Annotated in this window: 15 protein-coding genes; 11 read left to right on the forward strand and 4 right to left on the reverse strand. The window is 72.0% G+C overall.

Going from position 1 to position 18,094, the window contains the following annotated elements:
- Positions 1–51: 51 nt before the first annotated feature.
- The 4 genes from K7854_RS30255 to groL all read left to right on the forward strand — a co-directional run bounded on the left by K7854_RS30255 (position 52) and on the right by groL (position 4,126).
- Positions 52–990 carry a polysaccharide deacetylase family protein gene (locus K7854_RS30255; RefSeq protein WP_226029733.1) on the forward strand — a complete coding sequence of 313 codons (939 nt, stop codon included), beginning with the start codon at positions 52–54 and terminating at the stop codon, positions 988–990.
- Positions 987–1,715: a polysaccharide deacetylase family protein gene (locus K7854_RS30260; RefSeq protein WP_226029734.1), complete on the forward strand. Its 729-nt coding sequence runs from the start codon at positions 987–989 to the stop codon at positions 1,713–1,715. The genes K7854_RS30255 and K7854_RS30260 overlap by 4 nt, the downstream gene beginning before the upstream one ends.
- A gap of 357 nt (positions 1,716–2,072) precedes the next feature.
- A complete protein-coding gene (groES, locus tag K7854_RS30265; protein WP_003974211.1) occupies positions 2,073–2,381 on the forward strand; it encodes a co-chaperone GroES in 309 nt (102 codons plus the stop codon).
- A gap of 119 nt (positions 2,382–2,500) precedes the next feature.
- A complete protein-coding gene (gene groL, locus K7854_RS30270) occupies positions 2,501–4,126 on the forward strand; it encodes a chaperonin GroEL (protein WP_226029735.1) in 1,626 nt (541 codons plus the stop codon).
- Between the two features lie 228 nt (positions 4,127–4,354).
- Here the strand turns inward: groL and K7854_RS30275 are convergent, their stop codons facing one another.
- Entirely contained in the window at positions 4,355–5,128 is a 774-nt protein-coding gene (locus K7854_RS30275) for an SDR family NAD(P)-dependent oxidoreductase (RefSeq protein ID WP_226029736.1), read from the reverse strand.
- A 54-nt stretch (positions 5,129–5,182) separates the two neighbouring features.
- Positions 5,183–5,851 (reverse strand): MOSC domain-containing protein, encoded by a 669-nt coding sequence (locus tag K7854_RS30280; protein ID WP_226029737.1) that lies wholly within the window; start codon positions 5,849–5,851, stop codon positions 5,183–5,185.
- Between the two features lie 95 nt (positions 5,852–5,946).
- Between K7854_RS30280 and K7854_RS30285 the strand changes: the two genes are divergently transcribed.
- The gene (locus K7854_RS30285) at positions 5,947–6,861 is read left to right on the forward strand and encodes a LysR family transcriptional regulator (RefSeq protein ID WP_226029738.1); all 915 of its coding nucleotides are present in this window, start codon (positions 5,947–5,949) and stop codon (positions 6,859–6,861) included.
- An 80-nt stretch (positions 6,862–6,941) separates the two neighbouring features.
- Here K7854_RS30285 and K7854_RS30290 read toward each other — a convergent pair whose 3' ends face one another.
- Positions 6,942–7,280 carry a WhiB family transcriptional regulator gene (locus tag K7854_RS30290; protein WP_029394253.1) on the reverse strand — a complete coding sequence of 113 codons (339 nt, stop codon included), beginning with the start codon at positions 7,278–7,280 and terminating at the stop codon, positions 6,942–6,944.
- A gap of 381 nt (positions 7,281–7,661) precedes the next feature.
- Between K7854_RS30290 and K7854_RS30295 the strand changes: the two genes are divergently transcribed.
- The 4 genes from K7854_RS30295 (at position 7,662) to K7854_RS30310 (ending at position 12,034) form a co-directional block, all read left to right on the forward strand.
- Positions 7,662–8,273 carry a response regulator transcription factor gene (locus K7854_RS30295; RefSeq protein ID WP_003948568.1) on the forward strand — a complete coding sequence of 204 codons (612 nt, stop codon included), beginning with the start codon at positions 7,662–7,664 and terminating at the stop codon, positions 8,271–8,273.
- 280 nt (positions 8,274–8,553) lie between these two features.
- Positions 8,554–9,141, forward strand: a complete 588-nt coding sequence (locus tag K7854_RS30300; protein WP_031034860.1) for a sigma-70 family RNA polymerase sigma factor — start codon at positions 8,554–8,556, stop codon at positions 9,139–9,141.
- A gap of 138 nt (positions 9,142–9,279) precedes the next feature.
- Positions 9,280–10,785, forward strand: a complete 1,506-nt coding sequence (gene guaB / locus K7854_RS30305; protein WP_226029739.1) for an IMP dehydrogenase — start codon at positions 9,280–9,282, stop codon at positions 10,783–10,785.
- Between the two features lie 124 nt (positions 10,786–10,909).
- Positions 10,910–12,034, forward strand: coding sequence for a GuaB3 family IMP dehydrogenase-related protein (locus K7854_RS30310; RefSeq protein ID WP_052839813.1), 1,125 nt, complete (start codon positions 10,910–10,912; stop codon positions 12,032–12,034).
- Positions 12,035–12,666: 632 nt separating this feature from the next.
- Here the strand turns inward: K7854_RS30310 and K7854_RS30315 are convergent.
- Positions 12,667–13,884, reverse strand: a complete 1,218-nt coding sequence (locus tag K7854_RS30315; RefSeq protein ID WP_226029740.1) for a nucleotide sugar dehydrogenase — start codon at positions 13,882–13,884, stop codon at positions 12,667–12,669.
- A gap of 301 nt (positions 13,885–14,185) precedes the next feature.
- Between K7854_RS30315 and K7854_RS30320 the strand changes: the two genes are divergently transcribed.
- Positions 14,186–15,892 (forward strand): glycerol-3-phosphate dehydrogenase/oxidase, encoded by a 1,707-nt coding sequence (locus K7854_RS30320; protein WP_226029741.1) that lies wholly within the window; start codon positions 14,186–14,188, stop codon positions 15,890–15,892.
- A 101-nt stretch (positions 15,893–15,993) separates the two neighbouring features.
- Positions 15,994–18,039 carry a serine/threonine-protein kinase gene (locus tag K7854_RS30325; protein ID WP_226029743.1) on the forward strand — a complete coding sequence of 682 codons (2,046 nt, stop codon included), beginning with the start codon at positions 15,994–15,996 and terminating at the stop codon, positions 18,037–18,039.
- Positions 18,040–18,094 lie beyond the last annotated feature (55 nt).

Raw genomic sequence — 18,094 nt, forward strand, 5'->3', positions numbered from 1 at the left:
GCGCGGTGTCGGGCGGGGTTCGGCGGCAGGGGACTGCGAAGATCCGGCACCATGCGAGAAGTCGTACAAAATGACAAAAGTCGGGCGTCGCGTCGCGGGTCCCGGGCACCTCGTCCCACCGCCGCCCTCGCTGTCGCCGTCCTCGCCGCTCTCGCCGCCGGCTGCGCGCAGGGCGACGGACACGGGGTGCGCGGCGCCGCCGGCCAGCAGGCGCCGGAGGCGCCCCCCGCCCGCGCCGTCGACGGCGCGGCGAAGGCGCGCGAGGCCCGGGCCGCCCTGGCCGCCGCGGCCAAGCGCTGGGACCTCAAGAAGGTCCCCCTGACGGCGCCCGCGCCGCCGGCGAAGAAGCCGGAGATCAAGGCCCGCGAGGGCTTCGAGGTCGACGGCCAGGAGGAGGACGCGCTGCCGCCGGTCTTCACCACGGTCCCCACCAAGGAGAAGATCGTCTTCCTCACCATCGACGACGGCGCCGAGAAGGACCCGGCGTTCCTGCGGATGATGAGCGAGCTGAAGATCCCGTACACCGTCTTCCTCACCGACGAGGAGATCAAGGACGACTACGGCTACTTCAAGAAGATGCAGGCCCGCGGCGTCACCCTCAACAACCACACCCTGAGCCACCCCTACCTGCCCGCCCTGTCCTACGAGGAGCAGAAGCGGGAGATCTGCGGCATGCAGGACGTGCTGGAGAAGCACTACGGCAAGCGCCCCGTCCTCTTCCGCCCGCCCTACGGCAACTACAACCGCGACACCCTGCGCGCCGCCAAGTCCTGCGGCATCGAGTACGCCCCGATCTGGAGCGAGGAGGTGTACGTCGACCACTGGGAGTACCGCGAGTGGGACCAGGACCTGCACCCCGGCGACATCGTCCTCACCCACTTCCGGGGCACCGACGACTGGGACGGCACCATGACCGACATGGTCCGCCGCTTCCTGGACCGGATCACCGCCGACGGGTACGCGGTGGCCCGCCTGGAGGACTACCTGTGAGGCGAGGGCGGTTCCGTCCGGCCGGCGCCGCCCTGGCCGCCCTGCTGCTCCCGCTCGCCGCCTGCGACCGCCCCGCCTCCCCCGCCCGACCCGCGGCGGCGGCCGGGGACCCCGCCCAGGGCGCCGACCGGGGGCGCCGGCTGCCGCCCGTCGTGGACCACGTCCGCACCGACGACCCGGTCGTCTTCCTCACCTACGACGACAGCGCCGAGCGCGACCCGGCCTTCGCCGGCCTGGTCCGCGAACGGCGGCTCCCGGTCACCCTGTTCCTCACCGACACCGTCGCCGGTCCGGCGTACGGCGACTTCGCCCGGCTGCGCCCGTTCGGCGCGAGCCTGCAGAACCACACCCTCGACCACCGCTCCCTGCGCGGCCTGCCCTATGCCGGCCAGCGCGCCGAGATCTGCGGCCAGCAGACCAAGCTCAGGTCCCGCTTCGGCGTCCGCGCCCGCCTCTTCCGCCCGCCGCACGGCACGTACGACACCACGACCCTGCGCGCCGCCGCCGACTGCGGCATCACCGCCCTGGTCCTGTGGCGCGCCACCCTCGACGCCGGCGGCGACCTCACCTACACCCGCGGCGACCACCGCCTCCACCCCGGCGACATCATCGCCGTGGACCCGGACCACCCGACGGCCGCGAACCTGACGGCCCGCACGGAACGCCTGCTGGAGACGATCGAGGGGCAGGGGCTGAGGGTGGGCAACCTGGAGGACTACCTCTGACTTCCTGATGCCGGCTTCTTGATGCCGGCCGGCATCCTCCAGCCCGTCCGGCGCTTGAGGACGAGGCCCGTTCAGGGCCGAAGCGGGGGTCTGGGGGGCGGCAGCCCCACCGCCGCCCGCACCCACGCAGGGTGCCCCCACAAACCGGCGTTCACCAGAAAACCCCGCCGACGCGCCGCAGGCATTGGCACTCCGCTTGACCGAGTGCTAATCCCAGTCATAGTCTCGGCTCTGGCACTCCCCAGTGGAGAGTGCCAACTACGCGACGGGCAGGTCCGGCACCCGCGACGACGGATCCACCTGGTCGCCACCTCAGACAGTTAACCCCGTGAGATCTCCGAAGGGGGAGGTCGGATCGTGACGACCACCAGCTCCAAGGTTGCCATCAAGCCGCTCGAGGACCGCATCGTGGTCCAGCCGCTCGACGCCGAGCAGACCACGGCGTCGGGCCTGGTCATTCCGGACACCGCCAAGGAGAAGCCCCAGGAGGGCGTCGTCCTGGCCGTGGGCCCGGGCCGCTTCGAGGACGGCAACCGTCTTCCGCTCGACGTCAGCGTCGGCGACGTCGTGCTCTACAGCAAGTACGGCGGCACCGAGGTGAAGTACAACGGCGAGGAGTACCTCGTCCTCTCGGCCCGCGACGTGCTCGCGATCGTCGAGAAGTAATTCACCGAAGCATCCTGCTTCTCAACTGCGCCCCTGGCCCCCGCAACCCACAGGTAGCCGGGCGTCGGGGGCGCAGTGCCGTATAACCCCAAGATTTCCGGAAGAGGGCTCACGCTCCCATGGCGAAGATCCTGAAGTTCGACGAGGACGCCCGTCGCGCCCTCGAGCGCGGCGTCAACAAGCTCGCCGACACCGTGAAGGTGACGATCGGCCCCAAGGGCCGCAACGTCGTCATCGACAAGAAGTTCGGCGCCCCCACCATCACCAACGACGGCGTCACCATCGCCCGTGAGGTCGAGGTCGAGGACCCGTACGAGAACCTCGGCGCCCAGCTGGTGAAGGAGGTGGCGACCAAGACCAACGACATCGCGGGTGACGGCACCACCACCGCCACCGTGCTCGCCCAGGCGCTGGTGCGCGAGGGCCTGAAGAACGTCGCCGCGGGTGCCTCCCCGGCGCTGCTCAAGAAGGGCATCGACGCCGCCGTCAAGGCCGTCTCCGAGGACCTCCTCGCCACCGCCCGCCCGATCGACGAGAAGTCCGACATCGCCGCCGTGGCCGCGCTGTCCGCCCAGGACCAGCAGGTCGGCGAGCTGATCGCCGAGGCGATGGACAAGGTCGGCAAGGACGGTGTCATCACCGTCGAGGAGTCCAACACCTTCGGTCTTGAACTGGACTTCACCGAGGGCATGGCCTTCGACAAGGGCTACCTGTCGCCGTACTTCGTGACGGACCAGGAGCGCATGGAGGCCGTCCTCGACGACCCGTACATCCTGATCAACCAGGGCAAGATCTCCTCCATCGCGGACCTGCTGCCGCTGCTGGAGAAGGTCATCCAGGCCAACGCCTCCAAGCCGCTGCTGATCATCGCCGAGGACCTGGAGGGCGAGGCGCTCTCCACCCTCGTCGTCAACAAGATCCGCGGCACCTTCAACGCGGTGGCCGTCAAGGCGCCCGGCTTCGGCGACCGCCGCAAGGCGATGCTGCAGGACATGGCCGTCCTGACCGGCGCCACGGTCATCTCCGAGGAGGTCGGCCTCAAGCTCGACCAGGTCGGCCTGGACGTGCTCGGCACCGCCCGCCGCATCACCGTCACCAAGGACGACACCACGATCGTCGACGGTGCCGGCAAGCGCGACGAGGTCGAGGGCCGCATCAACCAGATCAAGGCCGAGATCGAGGCCACGGACTCCGACTGGGACCGCGAGAAGCTCCAGGAGCGCCTCGCGAAGCTGGCCGGCGGCGTGTGCGTGATCAAGGTCGGCGCCGCCACCGAGGTGGAGCTGAAGGAGCGCAAGCACCGTCTGGAGGACGCCATCTCCGCGACCCGCGCCGCGGTCGAGGAGGGCATCGTCTCCGGTGGTGGCTCCGCGCTGGTCCACGCCGTCAAGGTGCTGGAGGGCAACCTCGGCAAGACCGGCGACGAGGCCACCGGTGTCGCGGTCGTCCGCCGCGCCGCCGTCGAGCCGCTGCGCTGGATCGCCGAGAACGCCGGCCTGGAGGGCTACGTCATCACCTCCAAGGTCGCCGAGCTGGACAAGGGCCAGGGCTTCAACGCCGCCACCGGCGAGTACGGCGACCTGGTCAAGGCCGGCGTCATCGACCCGGTGAAGGTCACCCGCTCCGCCCTGGAGAACGCCGCCTCCATCGCCTCCCTCCTGCTGACGACCGAGACCCTGGTCGTCGAGAAGAAGGAAGAGGAAGAGCCGGCCGCCGCGGGCCACGGCCACGGCCACGCCCACTGAGCGCTGCGCTGAGCTGAGCGAACGGTGCCCGGTCCCCTGCGGGGGGCCGGGCACCGCTGCTTCGGGGCGCCGGTGCCGGGGGGCGTCCGCCCCGCCGGGTTCGTCGCCGGGCGCGGCGCCGTTGTGGCTGGACGCGCAGTTCCCCGCGCCCCTGGGGGCGTCGCACCTGACGAGCCTCAGAAAAGCGCCACGGTTCAGGACGGACCGCAGCGGATCACGCCGACGGCCCTACTGCGGCCCGTACTTGCGCCCCGTCCGCGACGTGATCCCGCCCAGCAGGCCCCGCGGCACCAGCTTGGCCGCGCCCATCAGGGTCTTGTAGCGGGGGTCGGGGATCGACAGGGACTTGCCGCGGGACAGGTCGGCGAGGGCCGCCGCCACGACCTTGTCCGCGTCGAGCCACATCCAGCCCGGGATGTTGTCCGTGCCCATGCCGGCCCGGGCGTGGAACTCCGTGCGCACGAAGCCGGGGGCCAGGGCCATCAGGCGTACGCCGCTGCCGGCCAGGTCCTTCGCCACGCCCTGGGTGAACTGCACGACCCACGCCTTGGAGGCGCCGTAGGTGCCGCGCGGGACGAAGGCGGCGACCGAGGCCACGTTGACGACGCCGCCGCGGCCCCGCTCCCGCATCGCCTCCACCGCCGCCGAGGTCAGCCGGAGCACCGCCTCGCAGTGCACCTTGAGCATGGTCAGCTCGTCGGCCATGGGCACGTCCAGGAAACGGCCCTTGTTGCCGAAGCCGGCGTTGTTGATCAGCAGGTCGACGGGGCTCCGGCGGGAGCCGAGCCGGTCGGCCACGGCGTCGATGCCGGCGTCCGTGGACAGGTCCGCCGTCAGCACCTCCGCCTCGATGCCGTGCCGGTCGTGCAGTTCGGTGGCCTGTTCGCGCAGCCGCTTGGTGTCACGCGCCACCAGCACCAGGTCGTGTCCGTCGGCCGCCAGCCGACGCGCGAACGCGGCGCCGAGGCCCGCCGTCGAGCCCGTAATCAATGCCGTTGTCATGGCGCAAGGTTAGGGTGCCGGATCGCGGGTGCGGACCGAGCCGGTCCGCTTCGTTCAGGCGCCGTACTCCGCCACGTACTTCCGCGCCGACGCCAGCGCCTCCGGGTGCAGCGCGTCGCCCGCCGCGAGCAGCCGGGGGAGCAGCTCCCGCTGGGTCGTCACCGCGCGGAACTGCAGCGCCACCGTCACCTCGTGCGCGGGCCGGTGCACGATCCGCACCGGGTCCCCGGCCCGGATCTCACCGGGCTCCAGGACGCGGAAGTACGCGCCCGGCACCCCCTTCTCCATGAAGCGCTTCACCCAGCGCGGCTCACCCATGTGGCCCTGGAAGGTGCGGCAGGGGATGCGTCCGGACGTCACCTCCAGGAGCAGCTCGGGGCCGACCCGCCAGCGCTCGCCGATCAGGGCGCCGGCGAGGTCGAGGCCGGTGGTGGTGAGGTTCTCGCCGAAGGAGCCGTTCGGCAGCGCACGGCCCAGCTCGCGCTCCCAGTCGTCCAGGTCCTCGCGCGCCACCGCGTACACCGCCTGGTCGTCGCCGCCGTGGTGCCGGGTGTCGCAGACCGTGTCGCCGGCCAGGCCGCTCGCCCCGACCCCCTTCGCCCCGGGCGCCGCGACCCGCACGGGGCCGTCGGCCGGACGCTTGTCGATGCCGGTGACGCCCTCGGGCTGGTCGGTGTACGGCACCGCCTTCGCGCGGCCCAGGTTGACGGACAGAAGCCTCATGGCGGGAAGGTGCATGCGAGAACGGTAGGTCATGCCTGGTCAAAGCGGCGACGCATTATTCGCCGTCCGGTCAAAGGGTCGCTTATCCTCGGGGTGTGATCGAGGCTCGTCATCTCCGCGTGCTGCGCGCCGTGGCATCGACCGGTTCCTTCTCCGCCGCGGGGCGCGAGCTGGGCTGCACCCAGCCCGCCGTCAGCCAGCAGATGAAGGCCCTGGAGGCTTCCGTCGGCACGCCCCTGCTGGTGCGGACCGGACGCGAGATGCGGCTGACCCAGGCCGGAGAGGCGCTGGTGCGGCACGCCGCCGGGATCATCGCCGGGCTCACGGCGGCCGAGGAGGAGGTCGCCGCGATCGCCGGGCTGCGCGCCGGCCGGGTCCGGCTGGTGTCCTTCCCCAGCGGCAGCTCCACCCTCGTACCGACCGCCCTGGCCGCGCTGCGTGCCGCGCACCCCGGCACCCGGGTCTTCCTGGAGGAGGCCGAGCCGCCGAACTCCGTCGAGCTGCTGCGCGAGGGCGACTGCGACGTGGCGCTCGCGTTCCGCTACGAGGGGGCGGCCGGCGCGGAGGAGTGGGACGACCTGGTCGTCCGCCCGCTGCTGACCGACCGGCTGGTGGCGCTGGTCCCCGAGGGGCACCGGCTCGCCCGCACCGAAGGGTCCGTGGCCATCGGGGAGCTGGCCCGGGAGTCCTGGATCGCGGGCTGCCCGCGCTGTCGCGGCCAGCTGGTCGAGGTGTGCGAGGGCGCCGGTTTCACCCCCCGCATCGATTTCGCGACCGACGACTACCCGGCGGTGGCCGGCCTGGTCGGCGCGGGCCTGGGCGTGGCCGTGCTGCCCCAGCTCGCCGTGGATTCCGTACGTCCCCGGGGAGTGCGCACGGTCGCGCTGGAGCCGGCCGTGCGGCGGGAGATCGTCGCGCTCACGCTGCCCGACCTGGCGCAGGTGCCGGCGGTGACCGCCACCCTGGACGAGCTGGCCCGGGCGGGGGCGCGCCAGTCGGCGGCGCGCTGACCGCGCGGGGGAGTCGGGCGGCGGGTTCCTGAGAGCCTTGCGCCGAGCCGTTCGTCGCGTTCTTCCAGAGAAACGTTCCTTCAGTGAGGTGCGGCCGCCTCCCCGCCGGCCGACGCCGATGCCGTCGCCGCCACCAGGCGGTTGCGGGCCCGTCCCATGAGCTCCTCGCGCTCGTCCTCGGTCAGCCCGCCCCACACGCCGTACGGCTCACGCACCGCCAGCGCGTGCGCCGCGCACTCGGCGCGGACCGGGCACCTCATGCAGACCTCCTTGGCCGAGTTCTCGCGAGCACTCCGTGCCGCACCGCGTTCGCCTTCCGGATGGAAGAAGAGCGAACTGTCCACCCCGCGGCACGCAGCCAGGAGCTGCCAGTCCCACAGGTCCGCGTTCGGTCCGGGAAGGCGGGAGAAATCTGCCATTGCGTGACCCCTTGTAGCCGTTCTGGGTGGATACGGTGTCCACGACCGTACAACTACGATCTAAGGAGATGAAAATATGACTCATTGCGAATCTAGCCGCAGACACCAGCGAAGTGGAAGAAAAGCGGCTGAATGGGGCACCGCTTGTGATGAAACGGCGCGGGTCCCACGCGCATGTCTGCTGCGTGGCCGCCCCCTCACGTAGAGTGCCGAAGACGACACACAGCCCCGTAACTCTTTCGAGTGACCATCGTTGAGAGTGCGGAGGCGGTTGAAGGAACAAGTGCTCGGGCGGGCGTCCGGGACGGTCGACCGCACAGGTGACGATTTCGTACCAGCCTGGAGGCTCAACGTGACGCGCATCAGCTGCGGAGGACGGCCATGACTTCCGTCCTCGTCTGCGACGACTCCCCGCTTGCCCGAGAGGCGCTCCGCCGCGCGGTCGCGACCGTGCCCGGCGTCGAGCGCGTGACGACGGCCGCCAACGGCGAGGAAGTCCTCCGCCGCTGGGGAGCCGACCGCTCGGACCTGATTCTGATGGACGTGCGCATGCCCGGCCTGGGCGGCGTCGAGACCGTCCGGCGGCTGCTGTCCGCCGACCCCGGTGCGCGCATCATCATGCTCACCGTCGCCGAGGACCTGGACGGCGTGGCCCTCGCGGTCGCCGCCGGCGCCCGTGGCTATCTGCACAAGGACGCCTCGCGCGCCGAGCTGCGCGCCACCGTCACCCAGGCCCTCGCCGACCCGACCTGGCGGCTCGCCCCGCGCCGGCTGCGCTCGGCCGAGATGGGCGCCGCGCCCACGCTCACCGCGCGTGAGATCCAGGTCCTGGAGGGCATGAGCCACGGCCGTTCCAACGCGGAGATCGGCCGTGAGCTGTTCCTCTCCGAGGACACGGTCAAGACCCACGCCCGTCGGCTCTTCAAGAAGCTCGGCGCCTCGGACCGGGCGCACGCCGTGGCGCTCGGCTTCCGGTGGGGCCTGGTTCGCTAGGGCCTCCCCGTGCGATGGAGTCCGACCGGGCCCGTCGGGGGCATGGCGATCCCCGCTTATCGCGAGGTGAGCGGGGGTGACAAGGCGACCCGCCGGATGCCCGCTGCCCGTTTCGCCGCGGATGACGCATCCTTGAGGTGTGGAGTTCCTCGGGGACGAGTCGGTCGAGCGGAAGGGGAGGGCGCAGGGGATGAGTTCCGGCGCACCTGCTCATAACGCTTCGGTGCACAACAACGGGCACGGAGCCACGGATCGGACGGCCGCAAGGCACCATGGACCGATGCGTGACGACGAGGCGCCCCCGGACCAGGGGACGGTGGGTGGGCTCGTCCACCGCGCCGTAGACGGGGACGAGCAGGCCACGCACGACCTGCTCGCCCATGTCCACCCCCTGGCGCTGCGCTACTGCCGCACGCGTCTGTCCCGGCTGCCCGGCGACGCCCGGCACTTCGTCGAGGACCTCGCCCAGGAGGTCTGCGTCGCGGTGCTGCTCGCGCTGCCCCGCTACAAGGACACCGGACGCCCCTTCGAGGCGTTCGTCTTCGCCATCGCCGCCCACAAGGTCGCCGACCTCCAGCGCGCCGCGATGCGCCACCCCGGCTCGACGGCCGTCCCCTCCGACGAGATGCCCGAGCGGCCGGACGACTCACTGGGCCCCGAGGAGCGGGCACTGCTCAACAGCGACGCCGCCTGGGCCAAGAAACTGCTGGCCAACCTCCCGGAGAATCAGCGCGAGCTGCTCCTGCTGCGCATCGCGGTCGGCCTCACGGCCGAGGAGACCGGCCAGATGTTGGGAATGTCACCGGGCGCGGTGCGGGTCGCCCAGCACCGGGCGCTGAGCCGGCTGCGGGCGCTGGCGGAGCAGTAGTTCACGAGGCGCCCAGGGACCGGTCCGCCTCGTACAAAAGCACGAAGGCCGCACGCTTCCTTGATCGTGGAATGAGCCACGTCCACTTCCCGTTAGCATGGACATCCGCACCGATCAAGGCCATTTGGGGAAGGTGTCATGACTGCCAACGTCGACGGAGTGCCCGAGAAATTCGCGACACTCGGGCTGACCTACGACGACGTGCTGCTGCTGCCGGGCGCCTCCGCGGTGCTTCCGAACGCGGTCGACACCTCGTCCCGCATCTCCCGCAACGTGCGGGTCAACATCCCGCTGCTGTCCGCGGCCATGGACAAGGTGACCGAGTCCCGGATGGCCATCGCCATGGCCCGCCAGGGCGGCGTCGGCGTCCTGCACCGCAACCTGTCCATCGAGGACCAGGCCAACCAGGTCGACCTGGTGAAGCGCTCCGAGTCGGGCATGGTGGCCAACCCCATCACCATCCACCCGGACGCCACCCTCGGCGAGGCCGACGCCCTGTGCGCCAAGTTCCGCATCAGCGGCGTCCCGGTCACCGACGACGCGGGCAAGCTGCTCGGCATCGTCACCAACCGCGACATGGCCTTCGAGACCGACCGCACCCGGCGGGTGCGCGAGGTCATGACGCCGATGCCGCTGGTCACCGGCCAGGTCGGCATCTCCGGCGTGGACGCCATGGAACTGCTGCGCCGCCACAAGATCGAGAAGCTTCCGCTGGTCGACGGCGACGGCGTCCTCAAGGGCCTGATCACGGTCAAGGACTTCGTCAAGGCCGAGCAGTACCCGCACGCCGCCAAGGACGCGGAGGGCCGCCTGCTCGTCGGCGCCGCCGTCGGCGCCAGCCCCGAGGCGCTCGACCGCGCCCAGGCCCTCGCCGAGGCCGGGGTGGACTTCCTCGTCGTCGACACCTCGCACGGCCACAACAGCAACGCGCTGAGCTGGATGTCGAAGATCAAGTCGAGCGTCGGCGTCGATGTCGTCGGCGGCAACGTCGCCACCCGGGACGGCGCCCAGGCCCTGATCGACGCCGGTGTGGACGGCATCAAGGTCGGTGTCGGCCCCGGCTCCATCTGCACCACCCGCGTCGTCGCCGGCATCGGCGTCCCGCAGGTCACCGCGATCTACGAGGCCTCCCTCGCCGCCCGTGCCGCCGGGGTGCCTCTGATCGGCGACGGCGGCCTGCAGTACTCCGGCGACATCGGCAAGGCGCTGGCCGCCGGTGCCGACACCGTGATGCTGGGCAGCCTGCTGGCGGGCTGCGAGGAGTCGCCGGGCGAGTTGCAGTTCATCAACGGCAAGCAGTTCAAGTCGTACCGCGGCATGGGCTCGCTGGGCGCCATGCAGTCCCGCGGCCAGGGCAAGTCGTACTCGAAGGACCGCTACTTCCAGGCCGAGGTCGCCTCCGACGACAAGCTCGTGCCCGAGGGCATCGAGGGCCAGGTCCCCTACCGGGGCCCGCTCGCCAACGTCCTGCACCAGCTCGTCGGCGGCCTGCGCCAGACCATGGGCTACGTCGGCGCCGCCACCATCGCCGAGATGGAGTCCAAGGGCCGCTTCGTCCGGATCACCTCCGCGGGCCTCAAGGAGAGCCACCCGCACGACATCCAGATGACGGTCGAGGCGCCGAACTACAGCCGCAGTAAGTAAGCACCGCAGGCGGCAGCCTTCCGAGGGCGGCTCCGGAGCATCCGGGGCCGCCCTCTGCGGTGCCCCGGCGCACCCGTCGGGGATACTGGAAGGCGCTGCAACGCATCAGGGAAAGGCCACAGACGTGACTGAGATCGAGATCGGGCGCGGCAAGCGCGGCCGCCGGGCGTACGCCTTCGACGACATCGCCGTCGTCCCCAGCCGCCGTACGCGGGACCCGAAGGAGGTCTCGATCGCCTGGCAGATCGACGCCTACCGCTTCGAGCTGCCGTTCCTGGCCGCTCCCATGGACTCGGTCGTCTCCCCGGCCACCGCCATCCGCATCGGCGAGCTGGGCGGCCTCGGCGTCCTCAACCTGGAAGGGCTCTGGACCCGGCACGAGGACCCGCAGCCGCTGCTCGACGAGATCGCGGAGCTGGACACCGACAACGCCACCCGCCGCCTCCAGGAGATCTACGCCGCTCCCATCAAGGAGGAGCTGATCGGGCAGCGCATCAAGGAGGTGCGCGACTCGGGCGTGGTCACCGCCGCCGCGCTCTCCCCGCAGCGCACCGCCCAGTTCTCCAAGGCCGTCGTGGACGCGGGCGTGGACATCTTCGTCATCCGCGGCACCACGGTCTCCGCGGAGCACGTCTCCGGCTCGCACGAGCCGCTGAACCTGAAGCAGTTCATCTACGAGCTGGACGTCCCGGTGATCGTCGGCGGTTGCGCCACCTACACCGCCGCCCTGCACCTGATGCGCACCGGTGCCGCGGGCGTCCTCGTCGGCTTCGGCGGCGGCGCCGCCCACACCACGCGCAACGTGCTGGGCATCCAGGTGCCCATGGCCACCGCGGTCGCCGACGTGGCCGCCGCCCGCCGGGACTACATGGACGAGTCCGGCGGCCGGTACGTGCACGTCATCGCCGACGGCGGCGTCGGCTGGTCCGGCGACCTGCCCAAGGCCATCGCCTGCGGCGCCGACTCCGTGATGATGGGCTCCCCGCTGGCCCGCGCGACCGACGCGCCGGGCAAGGGCAACCACTGGGGCATGGAGGCCGTCAACGAGGAGCTGCCGCGCGGCAAGAAGGTCGACCTCGGCACGGTCGGCACCATCGAGGAGATCCTCACCGGCCCGTCCCGCAACCCCGACGGCTCGATGAACTTCTTCGGCGCCCTGCGCCGCGCCATGGCCACCACCGGCTACAGCGAGCTGAAGGAGTTCCAGCGCGTCGAGGTCACGGTCGCGGACTCGCAGCACCGGCGGTAGCCGCCACGGCATGTGAAGGGGCCGGTCACCCGGGTGGGGTGACCGGCCCCTTTCGCGTGCTCGGGGGCTCCTGAGGGGGCGCGTGACGCGGCGCGGGGGCGTGCGGTGGTGTTCGGGGCGAATACGCGCGGGAGGGCTGTGCCGGATCGGTAGTGTCCCTGATCGGCGACCCGCTCTCTGGGGCGCCCCCTTCCAAGGAACCGTTCCGGACCCCGCTCCTCGGGGCCCGGCCCGAATTCCAGACGGACCGCCCCACCGGGATATGGGCGGCATCGTGGAAGGGGGCGCGCCATGGGCCGTCACCGCAAGTCCACCCGCTGGGACCGGCTCCGTCTGCGGATGGTGAAGTTCCGGAGGAGGTGCATCTTGTGGATTTATGGGAAGTGAGCGGCCACCCCTATGAGAGGTAGGGGTGGACACTCCGTTCACTTCTTTGGAGCCTGCCGCATTCCCAGTGCGGTGGGCTCCACCCTTTGTGGATGGTGAGCGGCCGTCCCTAGGAGAAATAGGGGTGGACACCCATACCCGGCCGCAAAGCCCCTGCGGTGGGCACCATCCGCTCCTCACCGTACCGGCGCAGCCGCCCTCCCACCACCAACCCCGTGGCACGGTCACCCCCGTGCGCCCCCGGCTCACAACCGGTGCGCCGCCCCCGTGGGTGTGGCGCCCCGGGTGTCCAGGAGGAGCTGGGCCTTGACCGACAAGCCCTGGAGGTCGTAGGTGCGGTGCTGCTGGAGGAGGATCGTGAGGTCGGCGTCGGCGGCGGCCTCGTAGAGGGAGTCGGCGCGGGGGACGGGGCGGTCGGCGACGTTCCAGGACGGGATGTGCGGGTCGTGGTAGCTCACGGCGGCGCCCATGGACATCAGGCGGGTCGCGATCTCCTCGGCCGGGGTGGCCTGCTGGTCGGCGAGGTCGGCCTTGTAGGTGACGCCGAGCAGGAGGATGCGGGCGCCGCGCGCGGACTTGCCGTGCTCGTTGAGGAGGGCGGCGGCGCGCTGGACGACGTAGCGGGGCATCTGGGCGTTGACCTGCTGGGCCAGCTCCACCATGCGCAGGCTGTGCGGGGCCCGGCCGGTGAGGTCCTGGGGGACGGAGTGGCCGCCGACGCCGGGTCCGGGGCGGAAGGCCTGGAAGCCGAAGGGCTTGGTCTCCGCGCAGCGCAGCACGTCCCACAGGTCGACGCCGAGGTCGTCGCAGAGCACGGCCATCTCGTTGACCAGGGCGATGTTCACATGCCGGAAGTTGGTCTCCAGGAGCTGGACCGTCTCCGCCTCCCTCGGTCCCCGCGCGCGGACCACCTTGTCCGTGAGGCGGCTGTAGAAGGCGGCGGCCGACTCGGTGCAGGCGGGGGTGAGGCCGCCGATGACCTTCGGGGTGTTGGCCGGGGTGAAGTCGCGGTTGCCGGGGTCCACGCGGCTGGGGGAGTAGGCGAGGTGGAAGTCGCGGCCGGCCCGCAGCCCCGAGCCCTGCTCCAGGAGCGGGCGCAGGAACTCCTCCGTCGTCCCGGGCCGCACCGGCGACTCCAGGATGACGGTGGTGTGCGGGCGCATGTGGGCGGCGAGGGTGCGGGCCGCGGCCTCCACCTGGGTGAGGTCCAGGCCGCCGTCCGCGCCCGGCGGCGTGGGCGCGCAGATGACCGCGGTGCGGACCCGGCCCAGCTCGGCCGGTCCGGTCGGTCCCGTCGGGGTGCGGAAGCCCGTGGCGAGCATCCGGCGCACCTCGGCGGGGGTGAGTGGGTCGGCCTCGGGGCCGGTGCGGTAGCCGAGGGTGGGGATGCCGGCGGCGACGGCGGCCTGGGCCAGCGGCAGGCCGTACGGGCCGAGTCCGATGACGGCGAGATCTGCGGGCATGGCGTGGGCCGTCCTTCCCAGTAGCCGAAGCGGGACAGGTGCGCAAGCCCGGTGGACAGGACGGGCGAGCACAACGTCAGACTAGGAGTAAATATGACCGATTTGCGGTATTGATCTGCGGAGTTTCGGCGAGTGTCGACGGCGCGCCGGCTGCCGGTAGGGACCGTGGGGAAGTTGTCCACAGGTTGGGGTCTGCGGCTGCCGAAGTCGGGCAGGCCGGTCAGAATCTGGGCATGGTGGGTACCAGGAACCGGGCTCGCCCGACGGGTGCGGCCGACGCGACCGACAGCGGGAGGCAGCAGTGAGGACAGCGACCCTTGGGCCGGCGCAGCGCGCCGAGTCGCTCGCCGCCATGGCCGAGCGCGAGCTCGACGTACTGGTGGTGGGCGCCGGCGTGGTCGGTGCGGGCACCGCGCTCGACGCCGTGACGCGCGGCCTGTCCGTCGGGCTGGTCGAGGCCCGGGACTGGGCCTCGGGGACCTCCAGCAGGTCCAGCAAGCTGATCCACGGCGGGCTGCGCTATCTGGAGATGCTGGACTTCGCGCTCGTGCGGGAGGCGCTGAAGGAGCGCGGGCTGCTGCTCGAACGGCTGGCGCCGCACCTGGTGAAGCCGGTGCCGTTCCTGTACCCGCTCCAGCACAAGGGGTGGGAGCGGCTGTACGCGGGCTCGGGCGTCGCGCTCTACGACGCCATGTCCATGGCCCGCGGGCACGGCCGGGGCCTGCCGCTGCACCGGCACCTGAGCCGCCGTCACGCGCTGCGGGTGGCACCGGCCCTGAAGAAGGACGCGCTGGTCGGCGCGCTGCAGTACTACGACGCCCAGATGGACGACGCCCGCTTCACGGCCACGCTGGTGCGTACCGCGGCGGCGTACGGTGCCAAGGTCGCCAACCGCGCCCGGGTCACCTCCTTCCTGCGCGAGGGCGAACGGGTGGTCGGCGCGCGGGTGCGGGACGTAGAGGCGGGCGGCGAGTACGAGGTCCGCGCCAAGCAGGTGGTGAACGCGACCGGGGTGTGGACCGACGACACCCAGGCCATGGTGGGCGAGCGCGGCCAGTTCCACGTGCGGGCCTCCAAGGGCATCCACCTGGTCGTGCCCAAGGACCGCATCCACTCCACCACCGGGCTGATCCTGCGCACCGAGAAGTCCGTGCTGTTCGTCATCCCCTGGGGCCGGCACTGGATCATCGGCACCACGGACACCGACTGGGACCTCGACAAGGCCCACCCGGCCGCCTCCAGCGCCGACATCGACTACCTGCTGGAACACGTCAACTCGGTGCTGTCGGTGCCCCTCACGCGCGACGACGTCGAGGGCGTGTACGCCGGGCTGCGGCCGCTGCTGGCCGGCGAGTCGGACGCCACCAGCAAGCTGTCGCGCGAGCACACCGTCGCGCATCCGGTGCCCGGGCTGGTCGTGGTGGCGGGCGGCAAGTACACGACGTACCGGGTGATGGCCAAGGACGCCGTGGACGAGGCCGTGCACGGGCTCGACCTGCGGGTCGCCGACTGCGTCACCGAGGAGACCCCGCTGCTGGGCGCCGAGGGCTACCACGCGCTGTGGAACGCGCGGGCCCGGATCGCCGCCCGCACCGGACTGCACGTCGTGCGCGTCGAGCATCTGCTCAACCGGTACGGCGCGTTGACGGAGGAACTGCTCGAACTCGTCGCCGCCGACCCCTCCCTGGGCGAGCCGCTCACCGGCGCCGACGACTACCTGCGCGCCGAAGTCGTCTACGCCGCCTCGCACGAGGGCGCCCGGCACCTGGACGACGTACTCACCCGGCGCACCCGCATCTCCATCGAGACCTTCGACCGGGGCACGCAATGCGCCCGCGAGGCCGCCGAGCTGATGGCGCCGGTCCTCGGCTGGGACAAGGGCCAGGTCGAACGGGAGATCCAGCACTACGAGAAGCGGGTCGAGGCCGAGCGCGAGTCGCAGCGCCAGCCCGACGACCTGACGGCCGACGCGGCCAGGCTGGGGGCGCCGGACATCGTGGCGAGGTGAGGAGGGGCCGGGAGGGAACCCTGCGGGCACCCTGGGCGTAGAGCACTTGTCGGGTGAGGGACAATGAAGGCTCTGTCAGGGCGGGTTGCATGAGGGGACGCATGTCGGAGGCGGAGCGGGCGGGGACATCCCGTACGGACAAGAGCGCACGTCTCCTCGCCGGGCGGTACCGGCTGGGAGACGTGCTCGGCCGCGGCGGCATGGGGACGGTGTGGCGCGCCGAGGACGAGACCCTCGGACGCACGGTCGCCGTCAAGGAGCTGCGGTTCCCGGGGAACATCGACGAGGAGGAGAAGCGGCGCCTGATCACGCGCACGCTGCGCGAGGCCAAGGCGATCGCGCGGATCCGCAACAACAGCGCCGTCACGGTCTACGACGTCGTCGAGGAGGACGACCGGCCGTGGATCGTGATGGAACTCGTCGAGGGCAAGTCGCTCGCCGAGGCCATCCGTGAGGACGGCCTGCTGGAGCCGAAGCGGGCCGCCGAGGTCGGGCTGGCCGTCCTGGACGTGCTGCGCTCCGCGCACCGCGAGGGCATCCTGCACCGCGACGTGAAGCCGTCCAACGTGCTGATCGCCGAGGACGGCCGGGTCGTGCTCACCGACTTCGGCATCGCCCAGGTCGAGGGCGACCCCTCCATCACCTCCACCGGCATGCTCGTCGGCGCCCCCTCCTACATCTCGCCCGAGCGCGCCCGCGGCCACAAGCCCGGACCGGCCGCCGACCTGTGGTCGCTGGGCGGACTGCTGTACGCCGCCGTCGAGGGCACCCCGCCCTACGACCGGGGCTCGGCGATCGCGACGCTCACCGCGGTGATGACGGAGAGCCTGGAGGAGCCGAAGAACGCGGGCCCGCTGCGGGACGTCATCTACGGGCTGCTCACCAAGGACCCGGCCCAGCGGCTCGACGACGCGGGCGCCCGCGCCATGCTCAACAAGGTCATCCACGCCCCGGAGCAGGCGGCCGGGGCCGAACCGGTCGACGCCACCAAGGTGGTGCCGCTGCCCCCGCAGCCGGACGGGCGCAGGCGCCGCGGCGGTGCCCAGGGGCCCGGCGGCAAGCTGGGCGAGGAGGCCGGGGAGAAGCTTCGCGGAGCACTGCGTTCCGTGCGCAAGGCCGCCGTCGGGGCCGGTGCCGCCGGTGCGGCGGCCGCCGCGCGGACCAGGCCGGGCGGCGAGGACCGGACGACGGCGGGAGCCGCGGGGACGAGGGCGGCCCACGGGTCCGCCGGGACGGCCGCCGCGCCGCCGGCCCCGAGGGCGGGGTCGGCCCCGGGTGCGGGTGCACGGCCCGGCGCGTCGCACGCCGCCGGGGGCGCGCAGAGTTCCGGCTGGCCCGTCGTACCGCCGCCGGACCTGCCCGCCCGGCCCGTGCCCCGGGCCCCGCTCACCGACGTGGTGCCGCGCCGGACGCTGATCGTCATCGCGGTGGTCGTGGCGCTGGCGGTGCTCGGCACCGTGCTGGCGCTCACGCTCGGCGGGGGCGACGACGACAAGGGCGCCGAGGGCGGCAGCGGCGGCAAGGCAGTCGCCTCCGCCGGGGCGAGCGGCGACACCAAGCGGGACGGGGAGAGCGGCACCGGCACCGACGGGGCGGCCTCCGAGACCGCCGCGAGCGGGGACGCGAACGCGACCGGCGCCCCGGACGCCGGAGCGAGCGCCTCCGGCGAGGCGGACGGCGAGTCGGATGACGCGGGGAAGTCCGACGACGACGAGGGCGTGGCCACCACCCACGAGGGCGGCCAGGGGTACCGCATCGGGCTGCCCGAGGGCTGGAAGTTCACCACCACGGGCTCCTCGGGCGACCGGTTCACCGGGCCCCGCGGACAGAAGCTGCTGGTCGCCTGGACCTCCACGCCCAAGGGCGACCCGGTGGCGGACTGGAAGAACCAGGAGCAGTACATGGTCCGCTCCAACTACCGGAAGATCCGCATAGAGAAGGTGGGCTACCGGGGCTGGAACGCGGCCGACTGGGAGTTCACCTACACCGACGGCGGCACCAAGTACCGCACCGTGGACCGGGGGTTCGTCGTCAACGACCACCAGGGCTACGCGCTCATGTACACCGCGAAGGCCGCCGACTGGGGCGGCGATCTGCGCCGGGACACCTGGCGGACCCTGTCGAAGACCTTCGAACCCAAGTCCTGAGCGGAGGCGAGCCGGTGCGGGGGCGCCGGTGCCGGGGTGCCGGGCACCGGGTTTG

It is taken from the genome of Streptomyces hyderabadensis, from assembly GCF_020404845.1.
Classification (GTDB): Bacteria; Actinomycetota; Actinomycetes; order Streptomycetales; family Streptomycetaceae; genus Streptomyces; species Streptomyces hyderabadensis.

What these genes read in the sequence shown, in the direction of transcription:
- K7854_RS30300 (WP_031034860.1), top strand. Translation starts at nt 8,554, where the DNA reads ATGCGTGACGACGAGGCGCCCCCGGACCAGGGGACGGTGGGTGGGCTC.
- K7854_RS30290 (WP_029394253.1), bottom strand. Translation starts at nt 7,280, where the DNA reads ATGGCAGATTTCTCCCGCCTTCCCGGACCGAACGCGGACCTGTGGGAC.
- K7854_RS30325 (WP_226029743.1), top strand. Translation starts at nt 15,994, where the DNA reads ATGTCGGAGGCGGAGCGGGCGGGGACATCCCGTACGGACAAGAGCGCA.
- guaB (WP_226029739.1), top strand. Translation starts at nt 9,280, where the DNA reads ATGACTGCCAACGTCGACGGAGTGCCCGAGAAATTCGCGACACTCGGG.
- K7854_RS30275 (WP_226029736.1), bottom strand. Translation starts at nt 5,128, where the DNA reads ATGACAACGGCATTGATTACGGGCTCGACGGCGGGCCTCGGCGCCGCG.
- K7854_RS30295 (WP_003948568.1), top strand. Translation starts at nt 7,662, where the DNA reads ATGACTTCCGTCCTCGTCTGCGACGACTCCCCGCTTGCCCGAGAGGCG.
- K7854_RS30255 (WP_226029733.1), top strand. Translation starts at nt 52, where the DNA reads ATGCGAGAAGTCGTACAAAATGACAAAAGTCGGGCGTCGCGTCGCGGG.
- K7854_RS30280 (WP_226029737.1), bottom strand. Translation starts at nt 5,851, where the DNA reads ATGAGGCTTCTGTCCGTCAACCTGGGCCGCGCGAAGGCGGTGCCGTAC.
- groL (WP_226029735.1), top strand. Translation starts at nt 2,501, where the DNA reads ATGGCGAAGATCCTGAAGTTCGACGAGGACGCCCGTCGCGCCCTCGAG.
- K7854_RS30315 (WP_226029740.1), bottom strand. Translation starts at nt 13,884, where the DNA reads ATGCCCGCAGATCTCGCCGTCATCGGACTCGGCCCGTACGGCCTGCCG.